This window comes from Variovorax robiniae, assembly GCF_037889955.1.
Taxonomy (GTDB): Bacteria; Pseudomonadota; Gammaproteobacteria; order Burkholderiales; family Burkholderiaceae_C; genus Variovorax; species Variovorax robiniae.
The window spans coordinates 114614-138031 of sequence record NZ_JBBKZS010000006.1 but is presented as its reverse complement, the minus strand read 5'-3'; the positions used below and the strand labels follow the sequence as shown (position 1 = coordinate 138031).

Annotated in this window: 7 protein-coding genes; all 7 read right to left on the bottom strand. The window is 66.3% G+C overall.

What is annotated here, in order from left to right; genetic code table 11:
• Window positions 1-14: 14 nt before the first annotated feature.
• Complete coding sequence (locus WKW79_RS15965) at window positions 15-5012, bottom strand: DUF4347 domain-containing protein (protein ID WP_340336153.1); 4998 nt, start codon at window positions 5010-5012, stop codon at window positions 15-17.
• Between the two features lie 324 nt (window positions 5013-5336).
• Window positions 5337-14075, bottom strand: a complete 8739-nt coding sequence (locus WKW79_RS15960; protein WP_340336152.1) for an Ig-like domain-containing protein — start codon at window positions 14073-14075, stop codon at window positions 5337-5339.
• Window positions 14076-14514: 439 nt separating this feature from the next.
• Window positions 14515-16683: a site-2 protease family protein gene (locus tag WKW79_RS15955; RefSeq protein ID WP_340336151.1), complete on the bottom strand. Its 2169-nt coding sequence runs from the start codon at window positions 16681-16683 to the stop codon at window positions 14515-14517.
• 4 nt (window positions 16684-16687) lie between these two features.
• Entirely contained in the window at window positions 16688-18292 is a 1605-nt protein-coding gene (locus WKW79_RS15950) for an efflux RND transporter periplasmic adaptor subunit (protein WP_340336150.1), read from the bottom strand.
• A gap of 7 nt (window positions 18293-18299) precedes the next feature.
• Window positions 18300-19226 (bottom strand): efflux RND transporter periplasmic adaptor subunit, encoded by a 927-nt coding sequence (locus WKW79_RS15945; protein ID WP_340336149.1) that lies wholly within the window; start codon window positions 19224-19226, stop codon window positions 18300-18302.
• A 22-nt stretch (window positions 19227-19248) separates the two neighbouring features.
• A complete protein-coding gene (locus WKW79_RS15940; protein ID WP_340336148.1) occupies window positions 19249-20796 on the bottom strand; it encodes a TolC family protein in 1548 nt (515 codons plus the stop codon).
• Between the two features lie 804 nt (window positions 20797-21600).
• Window positions 21601-23136 (bottom strand): TolC family protein, encoded by a 1536-nt coding sequence (locus WKW79_RS15935; protein WP_340336147.1) that lies wholly within the window; start codon window positions 23134-23136, stop codon window positions 21601-21603.
• Between the last annotated feature and the right edge of the window lie 282 nt (window positions 23137-23418).

The following is a 23418-nucleotide window of genomic DNA, read 5'->3' as shown; positions in this document are numbered from 1 at the left end:
CGTTGTCGCCAAAATCAGTGACATCCGCTGTCGGCTTGGCGACCGCGATGGCGCCCGTGCCGGCGGTGTAGGACGACGCGTTGTCGCGAGGTGTCGCTGCCGGTCGCCGTCGAGTTCAGGTCGATGAGCGGCGCGTTGACGGCATCGCGGTAGTCGAAGTCCTTCGTCAGCGGGATGGCGCCCACGCCGTTGGCGGCAACGTCGCCATCGCTGTCGGCCAGGTTGAAGTTGGAGCCGATCAGATTGTTGCCATTGACCACGAAGCCGTTGTTCGGATTGCTGCCCTCGAAGATGTCCAGCAGACCGTCGCCGTCCGAGTCGGCCGTGCTGGTGATCGACGTGGGCGCGCCGTCGCCACGCTCGACGATGTCGAGCTTGCCGTCGTTGTCGCTGTCGCTGTCGAGGAAGTCGGGCGTTGCGTCGCCGTCGGTGTCGGCCGGCGTCAGGCCCTTGCTGCCGGCCGCCGTCTTGTTGCCGACGTTGGCGTCATAGCGGTCATCCAGCCCGTCATGGTCCAGGTCGATCATCGCCGCACCGCTGCCCGAAGGTGCGATGTACGAGCCGGTGCGCTGCGCCTCGACGTTGTCGGTGATGCCGTCGTTGTCGCTGTCGATGTCCAGTCGATTGGGAATGCCGTCGTGGTCCGGATCGCGCAGGGCCTGGACGTCCGCGACCTTGAAGATCTTGAACGAGTCGAAGCCGAGATAGTTCCCATCGCCGGTGGAGGTGATGGACACGATGATCGTGGGCGTTGCCGATTTGGCAATGAAGGTGAAGCTGGCCTCGGACCATGATTTCACGACGTTGCCCTCGTACGTCAGGGCCGGACCGACATAGTCGACGCCGTCGATCGTGAACACGAAACTCGCCTGGCGCCCCACCGGGGTCAAGCCATTGACGCCGCCGAAGATCTGCGCGTAGTTGATCTGGATCGCGTCCCCGACCTGAATGCCCGCGGACGCGGGGATCGTGCGGAAGACGGATTCGTTCGTGAACCCGTTGTAGATGGCCATGAACACTTCGCCGTCGGCAGCGCCGGGTACGCCGTTCATCGCACCGCCCCAGTAGCCTGAGCCGTTGAGCGAAAAGGGACCCTTCCAGGTGTCGGGCGATCCCTCATACGGATTCCAGCCCGTGCCGGCCACGGTCGAATTCAGGGAACCGGTGTTGGTGTCCTCCGTCCATGCAACGCCGATGGCACCCTCGTTGGTGCCGTCGACAAGCGATGGCGGCAGCAGGTCCTCATTGATGTCGAGGATCCCGTCGTTGTCGTCGTCGATGTCGATCACGTTGGCGACGCCGTCGCTGTCCGTGTCCAGGATCCTGACGGTCGTCCGGGCGATGTTCGATGGCATCGGCGCAACGCTCGAGAAGGCCTGCACCTCGATGACGCGATCCGCCAGCGAACCCGAGGTCGTCGAGAACTGGATCAGCGAGAGTGCCGTCTGGTAGTTGGCGGGGCTGGCGTAGCCGGTGATGGTGTAGACGCCGGTCGCAGGGTTGTACGTGCCGGTCAGGCCGGACGGCAGACCACCCGCCGACAGCACGTCGCCCGCCTGAACATTCGTCAGCTTCACGGTCATGGAGGTCAGCGACTCCGCGCCGTCCGGGTCGACCAGCGAGACCATGCGGCCGATCGCGATGGGGGCCTGATCGAAGACAGCCGCGTAGTCGGTGCCTGGCGTGCTCGTGTCCAGGTCGATGCGCGGCGCATCGGCCACGGGCGTGACCGTGATGTTGATGTTGGCCGTTTCGGTCGCGCCGCCGCCCGACGTGACCGTGTAGCTGAAGACGGCCGTGCCGTTGTAGTCGGGGCTTGGCGTGAAATTCAGCGTGCTGCCATCCGCGGCCAGCGAGACCATGCCATTGGCCACGGCCACAGCGGGGCCGCCAGCCGTGATGGCCGTGCCGCCGACCGCGGTGATGATGCGGCCCGGGTCTTCGAAATTGTCGGCGCCGCTGCTTTCGCCTGCGCCCGTGATCGGGTTGAAGGTGACGGGCGTGTCTTCCACCGTGGTCACGTAGTCGGCCACGATGTCGGCGACCGGATTGACCGTCTGGGATACCTTGGCCGTTGCCGCGGAGAAGGCCGTGCTGCCGCCGTTGACGGTGGTGTCCGCACGGCCGCCTTCGACGCCACTGGTCTTGTCCCAGGCGCGGATGGTCAGGCCGGCGGGCAGCGTGCCATACCAGTCGGCATTCGGCTGGAAGTAGACGCGCGAAAAGGTGCTGCCGTGCGACAGCAGCAGCGCGTTGGCATCCGACACCGGGCCCATGACCTTCCAGGTCGTGCCGTTGTCGATCGAGTACCACCAGGTGCCATGGCTGCTGTCGGCACCGGTGATCGCCACGCCGCTGACGGCGCCGGTGTCCACGTCGGTCGTGTTGCCGGCGCCGGTCGTCAGGTAGTACACATACTGGCCCACGCCACCGACCGGCGGGCCGGCGTCTTCCTGGACGGCGGGGAGCGTCAGCGCGATGGACGGATTCAGCACCGGCGCATCGTTGACCGAGGCCACGTTGATGGTCGACCAGTCGCTGTCCGTCAGCGCACCACCCGAGCCCGTGTTGCCGTTGTCGTTGGTCTGGACCAGGATCGAGACCGAACCGTTGAAATTGGCGACCGGGTTGAACACCGGCGTGCCGGCCGAGGCCAGGTAGGCATTGATCGCGTCGCGCGTGCCCGTCAGGTACAAGTCGCCCGTGCCGGAGCCGGTGACGGCGACGCCGCTGCCCGAGTTCGCGGTGAGCGTGCCCGAGTTGACATAGATGCGGACCTGCATGCTGCCCGTGCCGGCATCCACGTCGGCGATCGACAGGCCGGTGATCGGCATCGCGGTGTCTTCGTTGGTCGACCAGCCGCCTGCGGGCAGGTTGTTGACCGGCGCATCGTTGACCGGCAGCACCTTGGCGGCGATCGTGTCCGAGGCCGATGAGAAGGCGCTGGTGCCGCCGTTGACCGTGGCATCCGCGAAGCCGCCGTTGACGCCACTGGTCGTATCCCAGGCGCGCACGGTCAGGCCGGTATCCGTGCCGTTCCAGTCGGCGTTCGGACGGAAGTACACGCGGGCATTGCTGGAGGCCGAGAGCAGCAGCGCGTTGGCATCCGACACGCCCATGATCGCGCTCCAGGTCGTCCCGTTGTTGGTCGAGTAATACCAGGTGCCGTGGCTCGTGTCCACGCCGGTGACGGCCATGCCCTTGACAGCGCCGGCATCCACGTCGGTCACGTTGCTTGCGGTCATCAGGCTCGAAACGAGCTGGCCGACGCCGCCCGCGGGCAGCGGCGCATCTTCGTTGACGTCGGGCAGGGTCAGCACGGCGGCCGGATTCAGCACCGGCGCGTCGTTGACCGGCGTGATGGTGAGGTTGACGGTGGCCGTGGATTTCGCGCCCATGGGGTCGGCCGCAACATAGGTGAAGCTCGAGGTGCCGTTGTAGTCTGCATTCGGCCGGAAGGTCATGGCGCCGCTGGCCGCCACGTCGACGGTGCCGTTGGGCACGGAGATGGACTGCGCCGTGCCGGGGGTCAGCGTCACGTTGTTGAGCGAGTAGACCTTCAGCGTGTCGCCGTCTGCGTCGGTGTCGTTGGCCAGCAGGTTCAGCGCGACCGGCGTGTCTTCCGCGGTGACCACGGTGTCGTTCACGGCCACCGGTGTCGTGTTGATGTAGGGGCTCGTGTAGACCTGGACGTTGTCGAAGGTCATGTCGTCGGCGGCGTTCGTCGAATTGCCGACCAGGCGCAGCTGGCTGCCATCGGCGATGCCCTTGGGCAGCGAGACGAGGATGGTGGTGTAGGCCCATGAACCCCAGGGCGTCGCTGCGATCGTCGACACGTTGCCGGAGGCGCCATTGAGGTAGGTGACCGTGGCGGTGCCGGCTTCGTTGCTCGCGCCGCCCGGCGGCGTCGTGACGCGCGCATAGGTCACGCCACCGACCTGGATGTCGAATGTGCAGCTGGTGAAGCCGTTGGTGGCGGCCACCGCGGGGTTGTCGCCATTGTTGAATGCGAAATCGACGGAGACGGTGGCCGCGCCGTTCGTGCCCGGCCCGAAGTTCCAGCCGTTGATCGGCGCGTTCCAGGTCACGCTGGACTTGGCGTTTTCCGCATACATCAGCATCGTGTTGCCCGACAGGTACCAGCCGCTGCCCGAGGCAAAACCCGTGTCGCTGGTCCAGCCGGTGGTGCCCGTGAAGCCCGGATTGGTGATCTGCCCCGAGGGCGCGCCAAGGGCGAGGTCATGGTGCCAATCGCCGGCGGACACCACGTCCGCTTCCACCGAGCCGACCTGGCGCTCCAGCACCCAGTTGCCGCCCAAGTCGGCGGCGCCGGTGATGTCGGCCGAAGCGCCCACGTCGGCGCCGGTGATGTCGCTGAGCAGTTCCATGGCATGCAGGCCGTCCGCGCCCGCGCCGAAGTCGCAACCATAGATCAGGATGTCGCCGTCGGCGGACAGGCTGTGGCCGATGGCGACGAGCAGGTCGTGGTACTGGCCCTGCATGCTGGCCGCATCGAGCGTGGCGGTGCCCAGTTGCACGGTGGCTTCGCTGCCGTGGCTGAGGATCTGGATCGAGGCGACATCGGTGCGGCCTTGCAGGACGTCGGCGATGGCCTGGATGCCGTCCTGGCCGGGTTCGATGAAATGCACTTCGGCGTTCGGGCCCAGGTCCTTCACAAGCGTGTCGACGTCGGGCAGCGAGCGATCGATGAAATAGACGTTGGCCGGATGGGCTGTGTCGGCGCTGCGGGCGCCGCCAGCGTCGACGGGCGCCACGGCTTGGGCGTTCGCGCGTTGCAGCGCCTGCATCAGGTCGGCGTTGTGTGCGTCGGGCGCATCGTGCACGGCCTGCGGCTGGGCCTGCTCGGCCATCGCCGTCGCGGTGGCTGCGGCGGCGGCATCGAGCAGCACGCGCGGCTCGAGGGCTTGCAGGCGCATCTTCTTCGGCTGTGCGGCCGGCTTGCCTTGAATGACGGTGGATTGACGCTTCTGGGTACGCGAACGCTTGAACATGGTTTCCTTTTTCCGGTGATTTCAAGGCGTTGCGACGATGGACTTGCGCGACCTTGAAGAGCTGTTTTCTTGATGCGGATTGCGAGGGATCGGAGGTCTCTCGCTGCATCAATTGACAGTCAATTGACACTTGCATCCATTAGAAAAGATCGACGCTTTCGGGTCTGCCGCGCACTTCCGACTGCCGATGGGAAAGCTCAGGGCCCGGCGTGGGAAATTTCCCGCCATGGGTGAAACGTGCTGTTGTTCACGAAAAAAGGCCCGACCACCGCCCGCCGGGAGGCGAGAAGTGATCGGGCCAGGGCCGGGTGCTCCGGTCCTCGATCAGCCGAGGGCTTGCATCAATTCGGCATCGACCGTGGGTGGGGCCGCCTGGCGGCTGGCCTGGGCAAGTTGCGCGGAGAAGCCCAGCGAGGCGGACTTGGCGCCAGCCTTTGTGCTCGCCTTGTCGCCGGCCGCCTTGTCCTTGCCCGCCGCCTTGTCGAGCGTGCCGTGGCCGATTTCGCGCATCTCGCCGGCGTTGTTGTCGATCTCGATCGTGTGCGAGCGCGTTTCGCCATTGCTGCGTTCCACCGTGATGCGCAAGGCGATCAGGTCCTCGCCCACCGGGCGGTCGATCGCGATGTAGCTGTGGCCGTCCAGGCGGATCCAGCTCGGCAGGGCTCGGCCATCGGCCATCGTGGCGCTGACTTGCGAGATGCCGGCCCGGCCGGCAGGGGCATGGTCTTCCACCAGGACCCAGGTCTGCGGACCCCGCGAGCTGACTTCCAGCCGTACCTCGCCTTGCACGCGCAGCGACGCGATGGAGCGTACCTCGGTGTCGAAGCCGTCATGGTCACGCAGGGCCGAATGGCTGAGGCGATCGCCGAACGCGTTGTCCTGGCTGACCTGCGACACCACCAGTTCACCGGCCAGCCCGCTGCCGTGCAGCGAGGCCACGCCGTTGACCGCCTTGAGCACCGCGCCCTCCCCGTCCAGCACGGGCGTGCCGTTGAGCGAGTCCAGGCCGTTGACCGCGCCGAGTACCCGGGCGTCCGCCGCGACCTGCGAGGTGCCCGTCGCGAAGCGCGATGCGCCGGCCGTGCCCTGGCCGAAGGATGAATCCGAAGGGCGCAGGACGAAGACGTCATCGCCACGCCAGGGCATCTCGGTCGCGGGCGGCACGAGGCCAGCAGGCAGTGTCGGGCCTGCGGGTGGCACCAGGCCAGCCGGCGGCTCGACGGCATCGGGTCCGTCGACCTTTCCCAGGTCGCCCGTGCCATCGCCCTTCAGCGGCGGCTTCGGCACGTCCTGGAAGCGCAGGGTCGCGCTGTCGCTGGCGATGCCGTCGCTGACGGTGTACGTCACGTCGGGCACCGGACCGTCATAACCCGGCGCGGGCGTGAAGGTGAAGCTGCCGTCGGCGCCGATGGTGATCTGGCCGATGGTCTCGCCCGCGGCGTTGGTGAGCTGCGCGGTGGCGGAACCGCCCGGGGGCACGGAGAAGGTGTCGGGCACGCCGTCGCCATCGATGTCCACGCTGAACTGCGTGACGCAGAGCGGGTCGCCATCGGCGTCGAAGTCTGCGCCGGGGCCGGTCAGGACGTTGCCGGAGACCGATGTGCCCGGCTGCGTCGCGATCGGGCCGTCGTCGTGGGCCACGGGGGCGTCGTTCACGGCCGTGACGTCGACGCGCACATGGCCGGTGCCGGTGGCGCCGGAGGTGTCGGCCACCACGTAGGCGAAGTCGACCGGGCCGTTGTAGTCGGCTTTCGGCACGAAGGTGATGCTGCCGTCGATGGCCACGTGGACCGTGCCGTTGGGCACGCCGATCTGCTGGGCGGTGCCCGGTGTGATCGCCACGCCGTTGATTGACACGAGGTGCAGCACGTCGCCATCGGCATCGCTGTCGTTGCCCAGCAGGTCGAGCACGAGCGGCTTGTCTTCCGCGGTGGTGAAGGTGTCGGGTGCAGCGACGGGTGCATCGTTCACCGGAACGACATCGATGCTCACATGCCCCGTGTCCGTCACGCCCGAGGGGTCGGCCACGACATAGTCGAAGGCGACCGGGCCGTTGTAGTCGGCGTCGGGCACGAAGGTGATGGTGCCGTCCGCGGCCACGTTGACCGTGCCGTTGGGCACGTCGATGGATTGCGCGATGCCGGGGGTAATGGCCACGCCGTTGATCGAGACCAGGTGCAGCACGTCGCCGTCGGCATCGGCGTCGTTGCCGAGCAGGTTCAGCGTCAGCAGCGCATCCTCGTTCGTGACGAGATGGTCGTCGCCGGCCACCGGTGCATCGTTGACCGGCGTCACGTTCACGTGCACGCGACCCGTGCCGGTGGCGCCGTCAGGGTCGGCCACGACATAGTGGAAGTCGACCGGGCCGTTGTAGTCGGCGTCCGGCACGAAGGTGATGGTGCCGTCGGCGGCGATATTGACCGTGCCATGCGGCACGTCGATGGCCTGCGCGACGCCCGGGGTGATGTCCACGCCGTTGATCGAGACCAGGTGCAGCGCGTCGCCATCCACGTCACGATCGTTGCCGAGCAGGTCGAGCGTGACGGGCTTGTCTTCGGGCGTGGTGAAGCTGTCGTTGCCGACGATGGGTGCATCGTTGACGGGCGGAACAGCAATGCGCACGTGGGCCATGTCCGAGGCGCCCGTGGGGTCTGCAACCACGTAGTCGAAGTCGATGGTGCCGTTGTAGTCGGCCTCGGGGACCAGCGTCACGGTGCCGTCGGCGGACACGAGGATCTGGCCGTGCGGCACGTCGATGACCTGCGCGGTGCCGGGGGTGATGTCCACGCCGTTGATCGAGACGAGGTGCAGCGCATCGCCGTCCACGTCGATGTCGTTGCCGATGAGGTTCAGCTCGATGGGCTGGTCTTCGTCGGTGCTGTAGTTGTCGTCCCTGGCGACCGGCGCATCGTTCACGGGCTTCACGCGGATGTCCACGTGGCCGGTGTCGGTGGCGCCCTTGGCGTCGCCCACGACGTAGTCGAAATCGACCGGGCCGTTGTAGTCGGCATTGGGCACGAAGGTGATGGTGCCGTCGGTGGCGATGTCGATCCTGCCGTTGGGCACGGCGATGGATTGCGCCACGCCCGGCGTGATGGCCACGCCGTTGATCGAGACGAGGTGCAGCGCGTCGCCGTCCACGTCGGTGTCGTTGCCGATGAGGTTCAGCTTGAGGGGCGTGTCTTCGTTCGTGACGAGGTGGTCGTCGGACGCCACCGGTGCGTCGTTGACCGGCTGCACCGCGACCGTCACATGGCCGATGTCGGTGAGGCCGGACGTATCCGCCACCACGTAGTCGAAGTCGACCGGGCCGTTGTAGTTGGCATTCGATACGAAGGTGATGGTGCCATCGATGGCGATGTTGACCTTGCCATTGGGCACGTCGATGGATTGCGCGATGCCCGGCGAGATGGCCACACCGTTGATCGAGACCAGGTGCAGCGCCTCGCCATCGGGCTCGCTGTCGTTTCCGAGCAGGTCGAGCACCAGCGGGGTGTCTTCGTTGGTGACGAGGTGGTCGTCCGCCGCGCGGGGCGCGTCGTTGACGGCTGCGACGGCCACATGCACATGGCCTGTGTCGGCGGCACCGGAGGTGTCGGCAACGATGTAGTTGAAATCGACCGGACCGTTGTAGTCGGCCTTCGGGATGAAGGTCAGGGTGCCGTCGACGGCCACGTTGACCGTGCCGTTGGGCACGGCGATGGATTGCGCGGTCCCGGGCGTGATGGCTACGCCGTTGATCGAGACCAGGTGCAGCGGGTCGCCGTCCCTGTCGTTGTCGTTGCCGAGCAGGTCCAGCACGATCGGTGTGTCTTCGTTCGTGGCGAAGCTGTCGTCCGAGGCGAGCGGCGGGTCGTTGACCGGGTTCACGGTGACTTTCACATGACCGGTATCGGTGAGGCCGGCGGCATCGGCCACCACGTAGTCGAAGTCGACGGGACCGTAGTAGTCGGCCTTCGGCACGAAGGTGATAGTGCCGTCGCCTGCGATGTCGACCGTGCCGTTGGGCACGTCGATGGATTGCGCGATGCCGGGCGTGATGGCCACGCCGTTGATCGAGACCAAATGCAGCGCCTCGCCATCGGGATCCGTGTCGTTGCCGAGCAGGTCGAGCGCGAGCGGCGTGTCTTCGTTGGTGACGAGGTTGTCGTCTGCTGCGTGGGGCGCATCATTGACGGCTGCGACGGCAATGCCCACATGGCCGGTGTCGGTGGCGCCGTTGGCGTCGGCCACGACATAGTCGAAGGAGACGGGACCGTTGTAGTTGGCGTTCGGCACGAAGGTGATGGTGCCGTCCGTGGCGATGTTGACCATGCCGTTGGGCACGGCGATGGATTGCGCCACGCCCGGCGTGATAGCCACGCCGTTGATCGAGACCAGGTGCAGCGCGTCGCCGTCCGCGTCGGTGTCGTTGCCGATCAGGTTCAGCACCAGCGACGTGTCTTCGTTGGTGCTGAAGTTATCGTCGGAGGCAACAGGCGGATCATTGACGGGCGTTACCGAGACCTTGACGTGGCCGGCGTCGGTGAGGCCGGAGGTATCCGCCACGACGTAGTCGAAGTCGACCGGGCCGTTGTAGTTGGCATTGGGCACGAAGGTGATGGTGCCGTTGGCGGCGATGTTGACCTTGCCGTTGGGCACGTCGATGCTCTGAGCGGTTCCGGGCGTGATCGCCACGCCGTTGATCGAGACCAGGTGCAGCGCCTCGCCATCGGGCTCGCTGTCGTTGCCGAGCAGGTCGAGTACCAAGGGCGTGTCTTCATTCGTGACAAGGTTGTCGTCCGCCGCGCGGGGCGCATCGTTGACGGCCGCGACAGCCACGTGCACATGGCCGGTATCGGCGTCACCGGAGGTATCGGCGACCACATAGTCGAAGTCCACCGGGCCGGTGTAGTCGGCCTTGGGGATGAAGGTCAGCGTGCCGTCGGCAGCCACGTTGACCGTGCCGTTGGGCACGGCGATGGATTGCGCGGTGCCCGGCGTGATGGCCACGCCGTTGATCGAGACCAGGTGCAGCGGGTCGCCGTCCTTGTCGATGTCGTTTGCAAGCAGGTCCATCACCAGGGACGTGTCTTCGTTGGTCGTGAAGTTGTCGTCGGAAGCCATCGGCGGATCGCTGACCGGATTCACCGTGATGTTCACATGACCTGTGTCCGTGAGGCCGGCGGGGTCGGCCACCACGTAGTCGAAGTCGACCGGGCCGTAGTAGTCGGGGTTCGGCACGAAGGTCACGGTGCCGTTGGCAGCGATGTTGACCTTGCCGTTCGGCACGTCGATGCTTTGCGCGGTGCCGGGCGTGATGGCCACGCCGTTGATGGAGACCAGGTGCAGCGCGTCGCCGTCGGCATCGGTGTCGTTGCCGAGGAGGTTCATCACCAGCGGCGTGTCTTCGTCGGTGCTGAGCTTGTCGCCCTTCGCGACCGGTGCATCGTTGACCGGCGTCACGCTGACATTGACGTGCCCGGTGGCCTTGCCACCGAAGGCGTCGCCCACCACGTAGTCGAAGGCGACCGGACCGTTGTAGTCGGCCTTGGGCACGAAGGTGATGGTGCCGTCGGCGGCCACGTTGACCTTGCCGTTGGGCACGGTGATGGATTGCGCGGTGCCCGGCGTGATCGCCACGCCGTTGATCGAGACCAGGTGCAGCGCATCGCCGTCGGCATCGGTGTCATTGCCGATCAGGTCGAGCACGATCGGCGTGTCTTCCGGCGTCACGACCGTGTCGTTCTGCGCCACGGGTGCGTTGTTGACCCGCGTGACGTTGACGGTCACGTGCCCGGTGTCGGTGGCGCCATCGGGGTCGGCCACGACATAGTCGAACTTGGCCTGGCCGTTGTAGCCCGCGTCAGGCACGAAGGTGATGGTGCCGTCGACGGCCACCTCGACCTTGCCATGCGGCACGTCGATGACTTGCGCGATGCCTGGCGTCAGGTCCACGCCGTTGATCGAGACGATGTGCAGCGGGTCGCTTTCCTGGTCGGTGTCGTTGGCGAGCGGGTTGATCACCACCGGCTTGTCGCTGCTGGTGAAGGCAACATCGTCATGCGCGACAGGCGCATCGTTCACCGGCAGCACGGTGACGCTGACATGGCCGGTGGTCTGGGCGCCCGAGTTGTCGGCCACCACGTAGTCGAAGGCGGACGGGCCGCTGTAGTCGGTGTTGGGCACGAACTTCATCGTGCCGTCCCAGTCGATGTGGACCTGGCCGTACGGCACGAGGATCACCTGGTAGCCGCCCGTGATGGCCACCCCGTTGATCGAGACGATGTGCAGCGGGTCACCTTCGGGATCGGTGTCGTTGGCGATCAGGTTGATCGGCAGGTCGGTGTCTTCATTGGTGACGAGCACGTCGTCCCTGGCGACCGGGGCATCGTTGACGGGCGTCACGGACAGCGACAGCTTGGCCGTCGTGCTGGCGATGCCGTCGCTCACGGTGTAGGTGGCCACGGGCACCGGGCCGTTGTAGTCGTGCGCCGGCTCGAAGCTGTAGCTGCCGTCCACGTTGATGGTGAGCACGCCGACGCCAGGAATGGTGGCGGCGGTGCCGGGCGCGAAGGTGCCCGTGATGCCGGCGATGCTGAAGCCGGTGATGCTGAGCGCGTTGCCATCCGCATCGGTGTCGTTGGCCAGCAGGCCGGCACTCTTCGGCACCACCAGCGGCGTATCTTCCGTGGCAACGCCCACGTCGTCCTTGGCGACCGGCGGCACATTGGCCGCCACGATGTCCAGCAAGACCTTGGCATCGGCACGACCGCCCTGCCCGTCATCCACCGTGTAGCCGAAGGTGGCCGGGCCCGAATAGCCCGCCTCCGGCACGAAGGTGAGCGTGCCGTCGCGTGCCACCAGCACCGTGCCGTGCTCGACCGCGATGCTCTGCTCCGTGCCGCGCACAATCTGCACACCGTTGATGGCCGAGACGCGCAGCAGGTCGCCGTTGGCGTCGGTGTCGTTCTGCGTGAGCTTGTCCAGCACCAGCGATCCGCTGTCGACCGTGTAGACGCCGTCGTCGCGCGCCACCGGCGCCACGTTGATGAGCGACAGCTCGCGGTTGGAGAAGCCGTCCGCACCGGTGACGATGCCCACGGAGGAATTCGGCAGTGCGGTGCCCGCACCGGTGTTGAGGTCGAACTGGTAGACCTGCCCCGTGCTGTTGGCGAAGCCGTAGATGTTGCCGGAGACGTCCGAGAACATGCCGCCGAAGGCGACCGCCGGACCGACGCCGGTGGCGCCGATCACGCGGGTCGCACCCGTGCTGCGGTCGATGGACAGCAGGCCGCCGCCGGAAGCGGCCGGCAGCACGCCATAGAACTTGTCGTCCTTCGCGTTGTAGGCGATGTCGGCGATGTTGGCGCCGCCCGTGGGCACGGTGAAGTCGACCGAGTGATCCCACTTCATGGTCTGCACGTTGATGGCTTGCAGCGTGCGATAGGAATTGCTGTAGACGTACAGCATGCCGTCCGGGCCGAAGTCGCCCGAGGTGAAGCCGCCGGCCGAGAAGGACGCGGGCGCGCCGGTGGCGTCGATGGTGCCGAGGATGACCATCGAGCCGTCGCCGCCGATGCGAACCAGGTTGTTGCCGTTCATGCCGTAGGCGAAACCATCGGCCGTGTTGAAGCCCATCGCGTTGACGTTGATGCCGGCCGACCATTCGGAGCGATGCAGCTCGGCGTCGCCGAAGGCGATGGTCACCATCTGGCTGGACCGGTTGGCCGCGTAGGTCTTGCCGTCGCTGCCGACGACCGGCGCCGTGTTGGCGATGACGACGTAGGCATTGCCCTGGTCGTCGAAGCGCTGCTGCGCCACGACGTTGATGGTGGTGAAGCGGGCGGCCGAGGTGCTGGCGCCATCGCTCACCGTGAAGCCCACCGTGCGGTTGCCCACGGCCACGCTCGCGGTGGTCGCGTCGTTGAGGTAACCCACCGTGCGCAGCAGGCCGTTGAGCTCGGCCGCACTGATGTTGCCGCCGCCGCTGCGCGAGACGGTGATGGAGGAGCCGTTGTAGTTGATCTCGAACTGCGTGCCGCCGACCGTGACCTTCATCGGATCGTGGGCCACGCCGTCCATGCGCACGAATTGCATGGCGTTGCCGCTGCCGAAGGTGATGCTTTCCTTGGCGCCGTTGGCGAAGCCGCCCAGCGAAAGCGTCAGCGACTGGATGTCGTTGTCGGCGTCGGAGACGAGCGCGTCCACGTCGGCCAGGTGCGTGGGCTCCGTGCCGCCGGGGCCGGAGGTGATGCGGTAGTTGCCGCCCGTGCCGCCGGAGGAGCCGTTGGCGTCCAGCGTCAGCGTGGGCGCGACCATCAGGTGGTCCCAGTCGCGTGCCTCGATGGAACGGGCCTCGATGGCGCCGGTACGACTTTCGAGCGTCCAGTTGCCGCCGCGCGATTCGGCCCCGGTCGGGTCGATGGAGGCGGCCACGTCGGCGCCGGTCAGGCTGGCGAGCAGTTCGCTCGCGTGCTGGCCGACCGTACCTTCCGCGAAGTCGCAGCCGTAGATCAGGATGTCGCCATCCGCGGAGAGGCTGTGGCCGATGGCGGCCAGCAGGTCGCGGTACTCGCCCTGCATGCTGCCCGAGGTGAGCGTGGCCGTGCCGAGGTGCAGTTCGCCCTCGCCGCCATGGCTCACCAGGTGGATCGCGCCGATGTCGGTGCGGCCTTGCAGCGTGTCGGCGATGACCTTGACGCCGTCCTGGCCGGGCCCGATGAAGTGGATCTCCGCGTTTGGCCCCAGGTCCTTGACCAGGGCGTCCACGTCGGAGAGCGAGCGGTCGATGAAGAAGACGTTGGCCGCGGGTGCGGCGGCATCGCCGGCATGCGCGTCGCGGGCATCGACCGGGGCCATGTGCGTGTTGGCATGGGCGAGGGCCTGCATCAGCTCGGCATTCGACGCATCGGGTTGCGCGTCGACCGGGGCATGGCCTTGGTCGGCCATCGCCTCGACCGTGGCGGCCGCGGCGGCATCCAGCAGGACGCGAGGTTCCAGCGCCTGCAATCGGATCTTCGGGGCGGCCTTGCGGGCCGACTTGGTGGAAGAAGATTGACGTTGCGAATGGCGCTTGAACATGGGGACTCCGATCTGAGGTGGGCAATCGAATTCACGGGATCGGCTGGCGCGATGAATTTCGCGCAACCAATTGACTTCCCGTCAATTCAATTCAAAAACAACCCAATTTCCGCCTGGAAATCCCGGAGCCATCCTGCTCCAATTGAATTCAAAAAACTCCTGCAGTCTCACTCGGGAGATGTCTCGAAGAAGGCTTTTTCAATGCCCGATCGATATCGCAATTCCTGTTGCGCCGAACACCTTTAAGGGTTAACCCTGAATATACCGAAGCGAGCAATGATTGGCTTCGCGAGACGTCCCGCTCCGGCATGGGAAATTTCCGAGTCGGGGCACGTTCGGGCCTGAATTTCCCACGCATGGAGGAAAAGCCTTTCGAATGCGCCAATGAAAAAGGCCACCTCGAGAGGTGGCCGTTGTCGTATCCGAGGACCGGGGCGCCTTACGCCGCGCCTTCTCGAACCAGCACATGGGTCACGCGCTTGAACACGCGCCAAGCCATGCTCTGGAAGTCGCCGCGCACATGCATCTCGCCCCGCAGCTCGGTGCGCGGCGCCGCGCCTTCCGGGCTGCTCGCCGAGGCGGCGATCTCGAACATCGCATGCTCCGGCCGCGCCTTCTTGCCTTCGGCGCGCGCATCGACCGGGCCGCCGAAGGTGGAGGCCAGCAACCAGTTGTCCAGCGTGTCCGAGGCCGCGGCGCCGATGCGCTTGATCTCGATGTCGCGCGAAGCGGCCACATGGTGCTCGTCGACGAAGCTGCCCTTGTCGCCTTCGTGGATGCGCTCCAGGTCTTCCGAGTCGATGTAGCCGCGTGCTTCCAGCGTGCCGGGCTTGCCGACCAGCACGAGCATGGTCGTCGCGTTGATCCAGCGGCCCGAATGCAGTTCCGGTGCGATCTCCATCACGACGCCGTCCATCGGCGCCTGCACGACCAGGCGTGCCTTCTCGCGTTGCAGGCCTTCGATGCGGTCGCGCTCCAGGCGCAGTTCACGCACCAGCACCAGGCTGTCGGAGAGGTCGCGCGAGTCGGCGGCACGGCGGCCCATGCGTTCTTCCAGCAGCGCTGCGCGGTCGAAGGCGGCTTGCAACTGTTGCTCGATCTCGGGCGCGGAGAGCTTCATCATCACCTGCCCGGCCTTCACCGGATCGCCGGTCTTCACCAGGATCTGCTCGATGCGCGCCGGACGCGGTGCGAAGGAAGGCGCCTGCTCGGCGGCCGTCAGCACAGCGGGGATGCGCACCATGTACGGGAACGGCACCAGGAAGGCAAACACCAGGGCCAGCGTGACCACCGCGGTGACACGCACGCGCGCACCCGTCTCCTCGCGGCGCTTGAGCCACACCTTCACTTCACGCCAGATCGGCATCACGATGAACCAGCCCATTTCCACCGCGAACATGAAGATGCCGAGCACCTTGAAGAAGAAGTGATAGACCAGGAACGCGATCCCCATGAACAGGAAGAAGCGGTAGACCCAGGTGGCGTAGGCAAAGCCGATCAGCAGCAGCCGTTGGCGGCCTTCCGCCGGCTCGGGTTGCTCGTCGCCGTAGCCGAAGAGCTGCTCGCGCAGGAACCAGCGGCCCATCGCGAAGGAACGCTCCTGCAGGTTCGGCTCGCCGATCAGGTCGCTGAACAGGTAGTAGCCGTCGAAGCGCATCAGCGGGTTGCAGTTGACCGCGATGCTCATGACCCAGCTGGTCGTCGCCAGTGCGAACACGGCATGGCGCAGCGCGCCTTCGGGCGTGAAGATCCAGATGTAGGTGGCGATGACGGCGATGATCAGTTCCACCGCCATGCCGGCGGCATCGATGAACACGCGCTGCCGACGGTCCGGCAGGCGCCAGGCATCGGTGGTGTCGGTGTAGAGGATGGGCGTCATCACGACGAAGGCCACGCCCATGGTCGTGACGCGCGAACCCATGCGCACGGTCGCATAGCCGTGCCCCAGTTCATGCAGCGTCTTGACCACCGCCAGGCTGATGCCGAAGGTGGCCACGCCGGCCACCGAGAACATGTCGGGGAAGGTGTGCAGGAAGGTGTCCCACTGGCGCGAGACCAGATAGAGGCTGAAAAGACCCAGCCCGGCCAGCACGTACCAGAACACGGGCTGGAAGCACATGCCCACCAGATGCTGGGTCTTGCGCAGGAAGGCGTCGGGGCGGGCCAGCGGTACCTTGAAGAACAGGTAGCTGTGCAGCAGCTTGTTGCCGAAGGAGCGCTTCGCGCCCTCGACCTGGCGGCGCACGCGTGCAAAGGTCTGTTGCGGCGCGGGGCGCACCAACTCGTGGCGTTGCAGGAATTCCAGCAGCGCGGCGATCGACTCGTCGGAGACTTCGCGGCCCGTGTTGGCCACCACCTGGGCACGCATCGCGCCGACGCTGCCCGCGTCCCAGCAGGACAGCAGGTCGACCGCATCGCGCTCGATCTCGAAGAAGCGCTGGGCCATCGGATCGTGGATCTTCCACTGGCCTTCATGGCCGGCCTTGGCGCCGCCGGCGCCGCCTTCGATCAGGCGCAGGTCCTGCCGCAGCGGCGGCAGCATCTGGTCGTCGAACTTGGGCTTCTGCGCAGCGGCTTGCAGACCGGGGAGGACGGTTGCTTGTTCCATGGCATCAGACTCCTGTCCATTGACGCAGTGCCGTCAAGGGACGCCGCATCAGGTAATAGAACAGCGAGACGGGCTCGCCATAGACGCGGGCCGTGCCGCGCAGGCCCAGGCGCTCGGCCGGTGCCTTGAGGTCGTCGGCGCGGGCCGTGACCGTGAAGCTGGCCACGCCGGCCGCATCGGCCTCGGCCTTGTAGGCGGCGCGGACCACGGTGGCCTTGATAGGCGACAGCGGTGCCGCATCGAGGAAGACCTTGGCTTCGGCGCCATCGCGCAGGTTGACCGCATCGGCCACCGGCATCTTGATCTGGAACTCGACCTCCTTCGGATTGGCGACGCGCATGATGGCCTCGCCCACGGCCACCGGACGGCCGACCCAGTCGCGCGGATCGCCATAGAGGGCGACGCCGGCTTCCTTGGCCTTGATGATCGACTTGTCGAACTGGGCGCGGGCGAATTCGAGTTCGGCGCTGGCCACGGATTCTTCGCTCTGGGCCACCGCGAGTTCGCGCTTGGCGCTCTGGTCGTCCACCGCGGCTTGCTGGAAGCGCAGCATCTTGGCGCGCGCCACTTCGAGCTTCTGCGTGGCGACATCGAATTCGCTGCGCAGCGTGGTGTCCACGAGTTGCACCAGCGGCGTGCCTTCCTTCACCTGGGCGCCGGGGGCGACCAGGATGCGCTCGACCACGCCGGCCACCGGTGCGGCCACGACGAAGGGGTCCTGCGGCGTGACTTCGACCGGCGCCAACGTCGTCAGCGGCACCGGCACGAAGGCCAGCAGCAGCGCGGCCACGGCCGAGCCGATCGCCGCCTTGCGGTAGTGCTGGCGCCAGTTGCGCACGGGCTTGGCGCGACCGGCGATGGCGCTCGCGCCATGCGCATAGGCCTGCGCCAGGCGCTCGGCCAGTTTCTGGTGCGACTCTTCCCATTCGGTGTCGCGGGCCAGCAGCCAGCCGGCCCGGATGGCTTGCTCGCCGTCGACCAGAGGCACCCACAGCATGTGGCGCAGGGGCGCTTCCTCGGTGCAGGGGTCGGCCGGATCGGCATACGACGGCAGGCTGAAGATGTGCGGCTTGCGCGCGACTTCACCCTGGCGCCACAGCGTGGCGGTCAGGTTCTCGTACCAGCGCAGCATGGGCGCGTCGCGGTTGACCTTGGCCAGGCCGGAGACGGCGGCGACGGACCATGCGGTCGCATCGGATTCCGACGCCGGGGCTTGTGCCTTGAATTTTTCCAGGTACTTCGACCTGGCGACCTTCGCGAGCGACTCGCGCGATTCGAGCACCAGCGCCTGGCCGAAGGGCAGCAGCGCCACGGCTTCGTTGGCCAGGTGCTGCCACAGGGCTTCACGCGTGGCGATGCGGCGCAGTTCACCCTCGATGCGGATCAGGTGGGCGATGCTGGGGCTCATCGCGGCATTGGCATTGGCCGCCGCGACTGTGCCCGCGACGACCTTGGGCGCTTCCGCGACCGGCCTGGCCGCGGCGGCGGGCTGTTGTGAAGCCGGTTGCGATGCCGCGACACGGCTGTCACGGGCGACGAGGCGGGGACGCAGCAAGGGCTTGGCTGTCTCGCCGACCATGGCCGGCTCGATCTTCTGGGCGTTCGTCATGACGTCTTCAGCGGGCGCGAGCCGCTGCCGTGGATTGCGCGACGGAGGTGGCCTTCGCGCCGTTGGACATGGCGACCGCAGGCGCCGCAGCCGTGGCGCTGGAAGCGACAGGCGCGGCTGACACGGCGGCAACCGGCGCGGCCGGCATGGCAGCCACAGGCGCCGCGCCGCCGAGGGTCGCGCGGCCGCTCATGCCGGGCAGGACTTGCGATGGCACCTTCGGCACCGCGGCAATCACCTTGACCGTCTGGCTCACCGCATCCACGCCGCCCGAGATGCGTTGCACCTTGGCCTTCAACACGTCACCGGTCTCATCGACCCTGAAGTCGAAGTCGGAGCCGGCCTTGAGCCAGGACAGCCACTTCGACGGCACGACCATGTGCAGTTCCACCGGACCGTCGCTCACGACGCGCATCAGCTTCTCGTTGGCCTGCGGCGATTCATGCACGCGGGTCATCGTTTCGACGACGCGACCGGCAAAGGGCGCCACGATGCGGCAGCCCGACATGCGTTCCTGGATCACTTGCGATTGCGCTTCGCGCTCTTTCTGCTTCAGGCCGGCGATCTCGGCTTCGGCGCGGCCGGTGGCTTCCATGCCGAGCAGGGCGGCCTGCACTTCGGCATTGCGCGCCTCGGCCTTCTGGCCGGCGCGTGCCGCGGCGAGTTCAGCACCGAGGCGGGCGCAGTCGAAGCCGACCAGCACGGCGCCCTTGGGGAAGTGGTCGCCTTCGCGGAAAGGCATGCTCGTGATGCGCTCGGAAACGCTGGAGGACAGCACGGCTTCCTGCTGCGCACGCAGCACGCCGCGTGCAACACCGGCATCGGCGCCGGGAGCGGTCTGGGCCATCGCGAAAGGTGCGGCAAGGGCCAGGCAAAGGAGGCTGAGGCGACCAGCGCGCTTGAAGGAGCCGACTTGGGAGGGGAAGTGGGACATGGCGTGTACTCGTTTCTAAGGTTCAGGAATTGGAGGAAGTCGCTGCGGCGGCTGCGACGGGATCGAGGCGCTTGGCCCACATGCCGCGCAGCTGGCCGGCCAGTTCGTTGACGGGTTGGGCGCTGCTCATGTCCTTCTCCACCGGGTCGATGCCCAGCGAGGAGTACACGTTGGCATACGCGTTCTGCAGGTCGGCCAGCGCCAGGTCGTAGCGCACCTCCGAGACGAGCGTGTTCATCTGCTCGCGGATCAGCGTCTGGCGGCTGAGCTTGTCGCTCTTGAAGCCCGCATCGATCTGCTTCTCGATCTTTTCTTGCACCTTGAAATAGTTGCCCGCCGTGTCCAGTTCACGCACGCGGAACTCGTAGCGCGCGCGCGCCACTTCCACCTGCGTGCCGACAGCCATCGTCAGGGCGAGGGCTCGCTGGTCCAGCAACTGGCCTTGCGCCTTCACCTTGGCTTGCGCGGCCGGCAGGCTGAACACGTTCAGTAGGTTCCAGCTCGCCCGGGCGCCGAAGCCCAGCCAGTTGGCGTTGTAGAGGAAGCTGTTGCTGCTGTTGTCCAGGCCCGCGAAGATGCGCAGGCTGGGCAGTGCACGCAGGTACGCTGCGGTTTCTTCCCGGTCGTTGTTGCGCAGTTGATAGGCCACTTCACGCAGCTCCGGACGGTTCTCGATGGCCGTCTGCAGCATGTCCTTGCCCGGCAGGCTGAAGGGCTTCCACTGCATGTTGCGCGTGGGCATGGCGACCTTGTATTGGGTGTCGGCCGGCAGGTTCATGAGAGCGGCGAGTTGCTGCTTGGCCACGCTCAGTTCACGGCCCAGGCTTTGCGCTTCGCGGCGGATGCTCAGCAGTTCGCGCTGGTAGGTCAGCGGCGCCAGCGGAGCGGACAGGCCGGCCTTTTCCTGCTTCTCGGCCTGCTCCAGCGCTGTCTTCGTGACGACTTCGAGTTCGTTGATCTTGCCCAGCAGGCGCTCGGCCGAGACGGCACGCCAGTAGGCGGTGCGCACGTCCTCGATGATGCGGTTGACGACCTTGCGCTTGCGCTCTTCGGCGATGTTGACTTCGTCTGCGGCCTGCTTGGCGCGCACGTACGAGAGGCCGAAGTCCAGCACGTCCCAGCTCATGGTCAGGTCGCTGGCCAATACGTTGCGGTCGGAAGAAGTCGAGGGCTCCAGCGAGACGCGGCCGGTGGTGATGGAGCGGCTCACGCCACCCGAGTCGTTGTCGCGCCCGGCGTAGTCCATGGTGGCGACCAGCTTGGGCAGCATGTCGTAGCTCTTGAGGTCCAGGTCACGCTTGGACAGCGCCAGCGACATGAGTTCGACACGCGAGTCGAGGTTGTACTTGATGGCGCGCGCCATGGCTTCGTACAGGTCGATCGGGCCAGAAACGGGCTCCTGGTCGGCGGCCACGCGCTGGATCAGGTCGGTGGCGCGGTCCTTGTTCTGCTGCGCCTCGAAGGGCTGGGGCGAGACCGCGCAACCGGTCAGGGCGATCGCCAGCAGCGCGGCGGCCGCCGGGCCCTTGAGGATCCACTGGGCGGGCTTGAGGGAATGGGCTTGTTTCATATCGTCTGGAACTCCGTGTTTGCCGTGGCGCAATTGCGCGTTACTCGAATCAATCAACATCTGCCGTTTTTTCAAGGACGCGGATTGAATGGATCTTCAATTCACGGCCAATTAAATTCGACCCGAAGGCAGCAACTGGTCGCTGCAAGAGCTATTCGGAGACATCGTTTTCATTCGGGGAACACTGCTCGACGAAGTCCTGAATTGCCGGTCATTTGCGGGTTCCAGCGCTTCGGCACGCTGGGAGCTATTGACCGGGTTCAATGTTAAAAGTCGAGGCAATTCCGGTCTGCGAGTTCATTCCCACGGCGCCGCTGACATTTCTGATTGGGCGTGAGGAATATTCGGACGGGAAGTAAATCGGGGGCTCGGCGGGCCGTTTGCGGCGATGGGGCTGCAAACCGCCATGCGCGCGCCAAGGGCGACGCAATGCAATCGCATGCCGGCCCGTGGCATGCGAAGGGAGGCGATTGCCGGGCTGGGATGGCCGGCGGAGAAGTGCCCGGACCACACACCGCGTCCTGGCGGCGCCGAGAGGTCAAAAAAAGATCCGCGGATGCGGGGTGGCGCCCCGCAGCAGGTGCGAAGGCCGTCAGGCGCACCAGAGCGGGTGCGCCGGCCAGCGAAGGCTGGGGCGGACCGAGCCCAAACAGGGCCCGGGGCTCTCAAGTCGCTCGGCTTGCGACCGACTTGCCCCCTGGATGGAAGGGCCCGGGGCCAGCCCTGGTGCTCTCCAGTCGATATGGATCTGTCTCGACCAAGTCCGCTCGGGGGTCGGGCCGGGCGCAGCCCGACCCTCGGGGCTCAGCCCCTGGACGCCATGGCCACGGCATCCTGCCGCTTGGCCCACATGCCGCGCAGCTTGCCGGCCAGTTCATTGACGGGTTGGGCGCTGCTCATGTCCTTCTCCACCGGGTCGATGCCCAGCGAGGAGTACACGTTGGCATACGCGTTCTGCAGGTCGGCCAGCGCCAGGTCGTAGCGCACCTCCGAGACGAGCGTGTTCATCTGCTCGCGGATCAGCGTCTGGCGGCTGAGCTTGTCGCTCTTGAAGCCCGCATCGATCTGCTTCTCGATCTTTTCTTGCACCTTGAAATAGTTGCCCGCCGTGTCCAGTTCACGCACGCGGAACTCGTAGCGCGCGCGCGCCACTTCCACCTGCGTGCCGACAGCCATCGTCAGGGCGAGGGCTCGCTGGTCCAGCAACTGGCCTTGCGCCTTCACCTTGGCTTGCGCGGCCGGCAGGCTGAACACGTTCAGCAGGTTCCAGCTCGCCCGGGCGCCGAAGCCCAGCCAGTTGGCGTTGTAGAGGAAGCTGTTGCTGCTGTTGTCCAGACCCGCGAAGATGCGCAGGCTGGGCAGTGCGCGCAGGTACGCTGCGGTTTCTTCCCGGTCGTTGTTGCGCAGTTGATAGGCCACTTCACGCAGCTCCGGACGGTTCTCGATGGCCGTCTGCAGCATGTCCTTGCCCGGCAGGCTGAAGGGCTTCCACTGCATGTTGCGCGTGGGCATGGCGACCTTGTATGGGGTGTCGGCCGGCAGGTTCATGAGGGCAGCGAGTTGCTGCTTGGCCACGCTCAGTTCACGGCCCAGGCTCTGTGCTTCGCGGCGGATGCTCAGCAGTTCGCGTTGATAGGTCAGCGGCGCCAGCGGGGCAGAGAGACCGGCCTTTTCCTGCTTCTCGGCTTGTTCGAGTGCGGTCCTGGTGACGGCTTCGAGTTCGTTGATCTTGCCCAGCAGGCGCTCGGCCGAGACCGCACGCCAGTAGGCGGTGCGCACGTCCTCGATGATGCGGTTGACGACCTTGCGCTTGCGCTCCTCGGCGATGTTGACTTCGTCTGCGGCCTGCTTGGCGCGCACGTACGAGAGGCCGAAGTCCAGCACGTCCCAGCTCAGCGTGAGGTCGCTGGCCAGCACGTTGCGGTCGGAAGAAGTCGAAGGCTCCAGCGAGACGCGCCCGGTGGTGATGGAGCGGCTCACGCCACCCGAGTCGTTGTCGCGCCCGGCGTAGTCCATGGTGGCGACCAGCTTGGGCAGCATGTCGTAGCTCTTCAGGTCCAGGTCGCGCTTGGACAGCGCCAGCGACATGAGTTCGACACGCGAGTCGAGGTTGTACTTGATGGCGCGCGCCATGGCTTCGTACAGGTCGATCGGGCCAGAAACGGGCTCCTGGTCGGCGGCCACGCGCTGGATCAGGTCGGTGGCGCGGTCCTTGTTCTGCTGCGCCTCGAAGGGCTGGGGCGAGACCGCGCAACCCGTCAGGGCGATCGCCACCAGCGCGGCGGCCGCAGGGCCCTTGAGGATCCACTGGGCGGGCTTGAGGGAATGGGCTTGTTTCATGTTCACCTGGAATTTCGTGTTGCGGTGACGCGCACCTGCGCGTCGCTTCATTTAATAAGTGGCTTGTGCCAGTCTTCAAATCGTTGATGAATGAATGCCGATTTCGCTGAAATGGGCCATTCGAAGATATTGATCAATTACTTTCGAGATGACACCTCGACAAATAAAACATGTCGCACGGGCCTCAAAACCGCCCCAGGCGAACGAAATAATGGATTGATCGCAATGTTAGGAGCCATGAAAATCGGGGTCTGCAAGACCATTCCGAAGGCGACACCGATA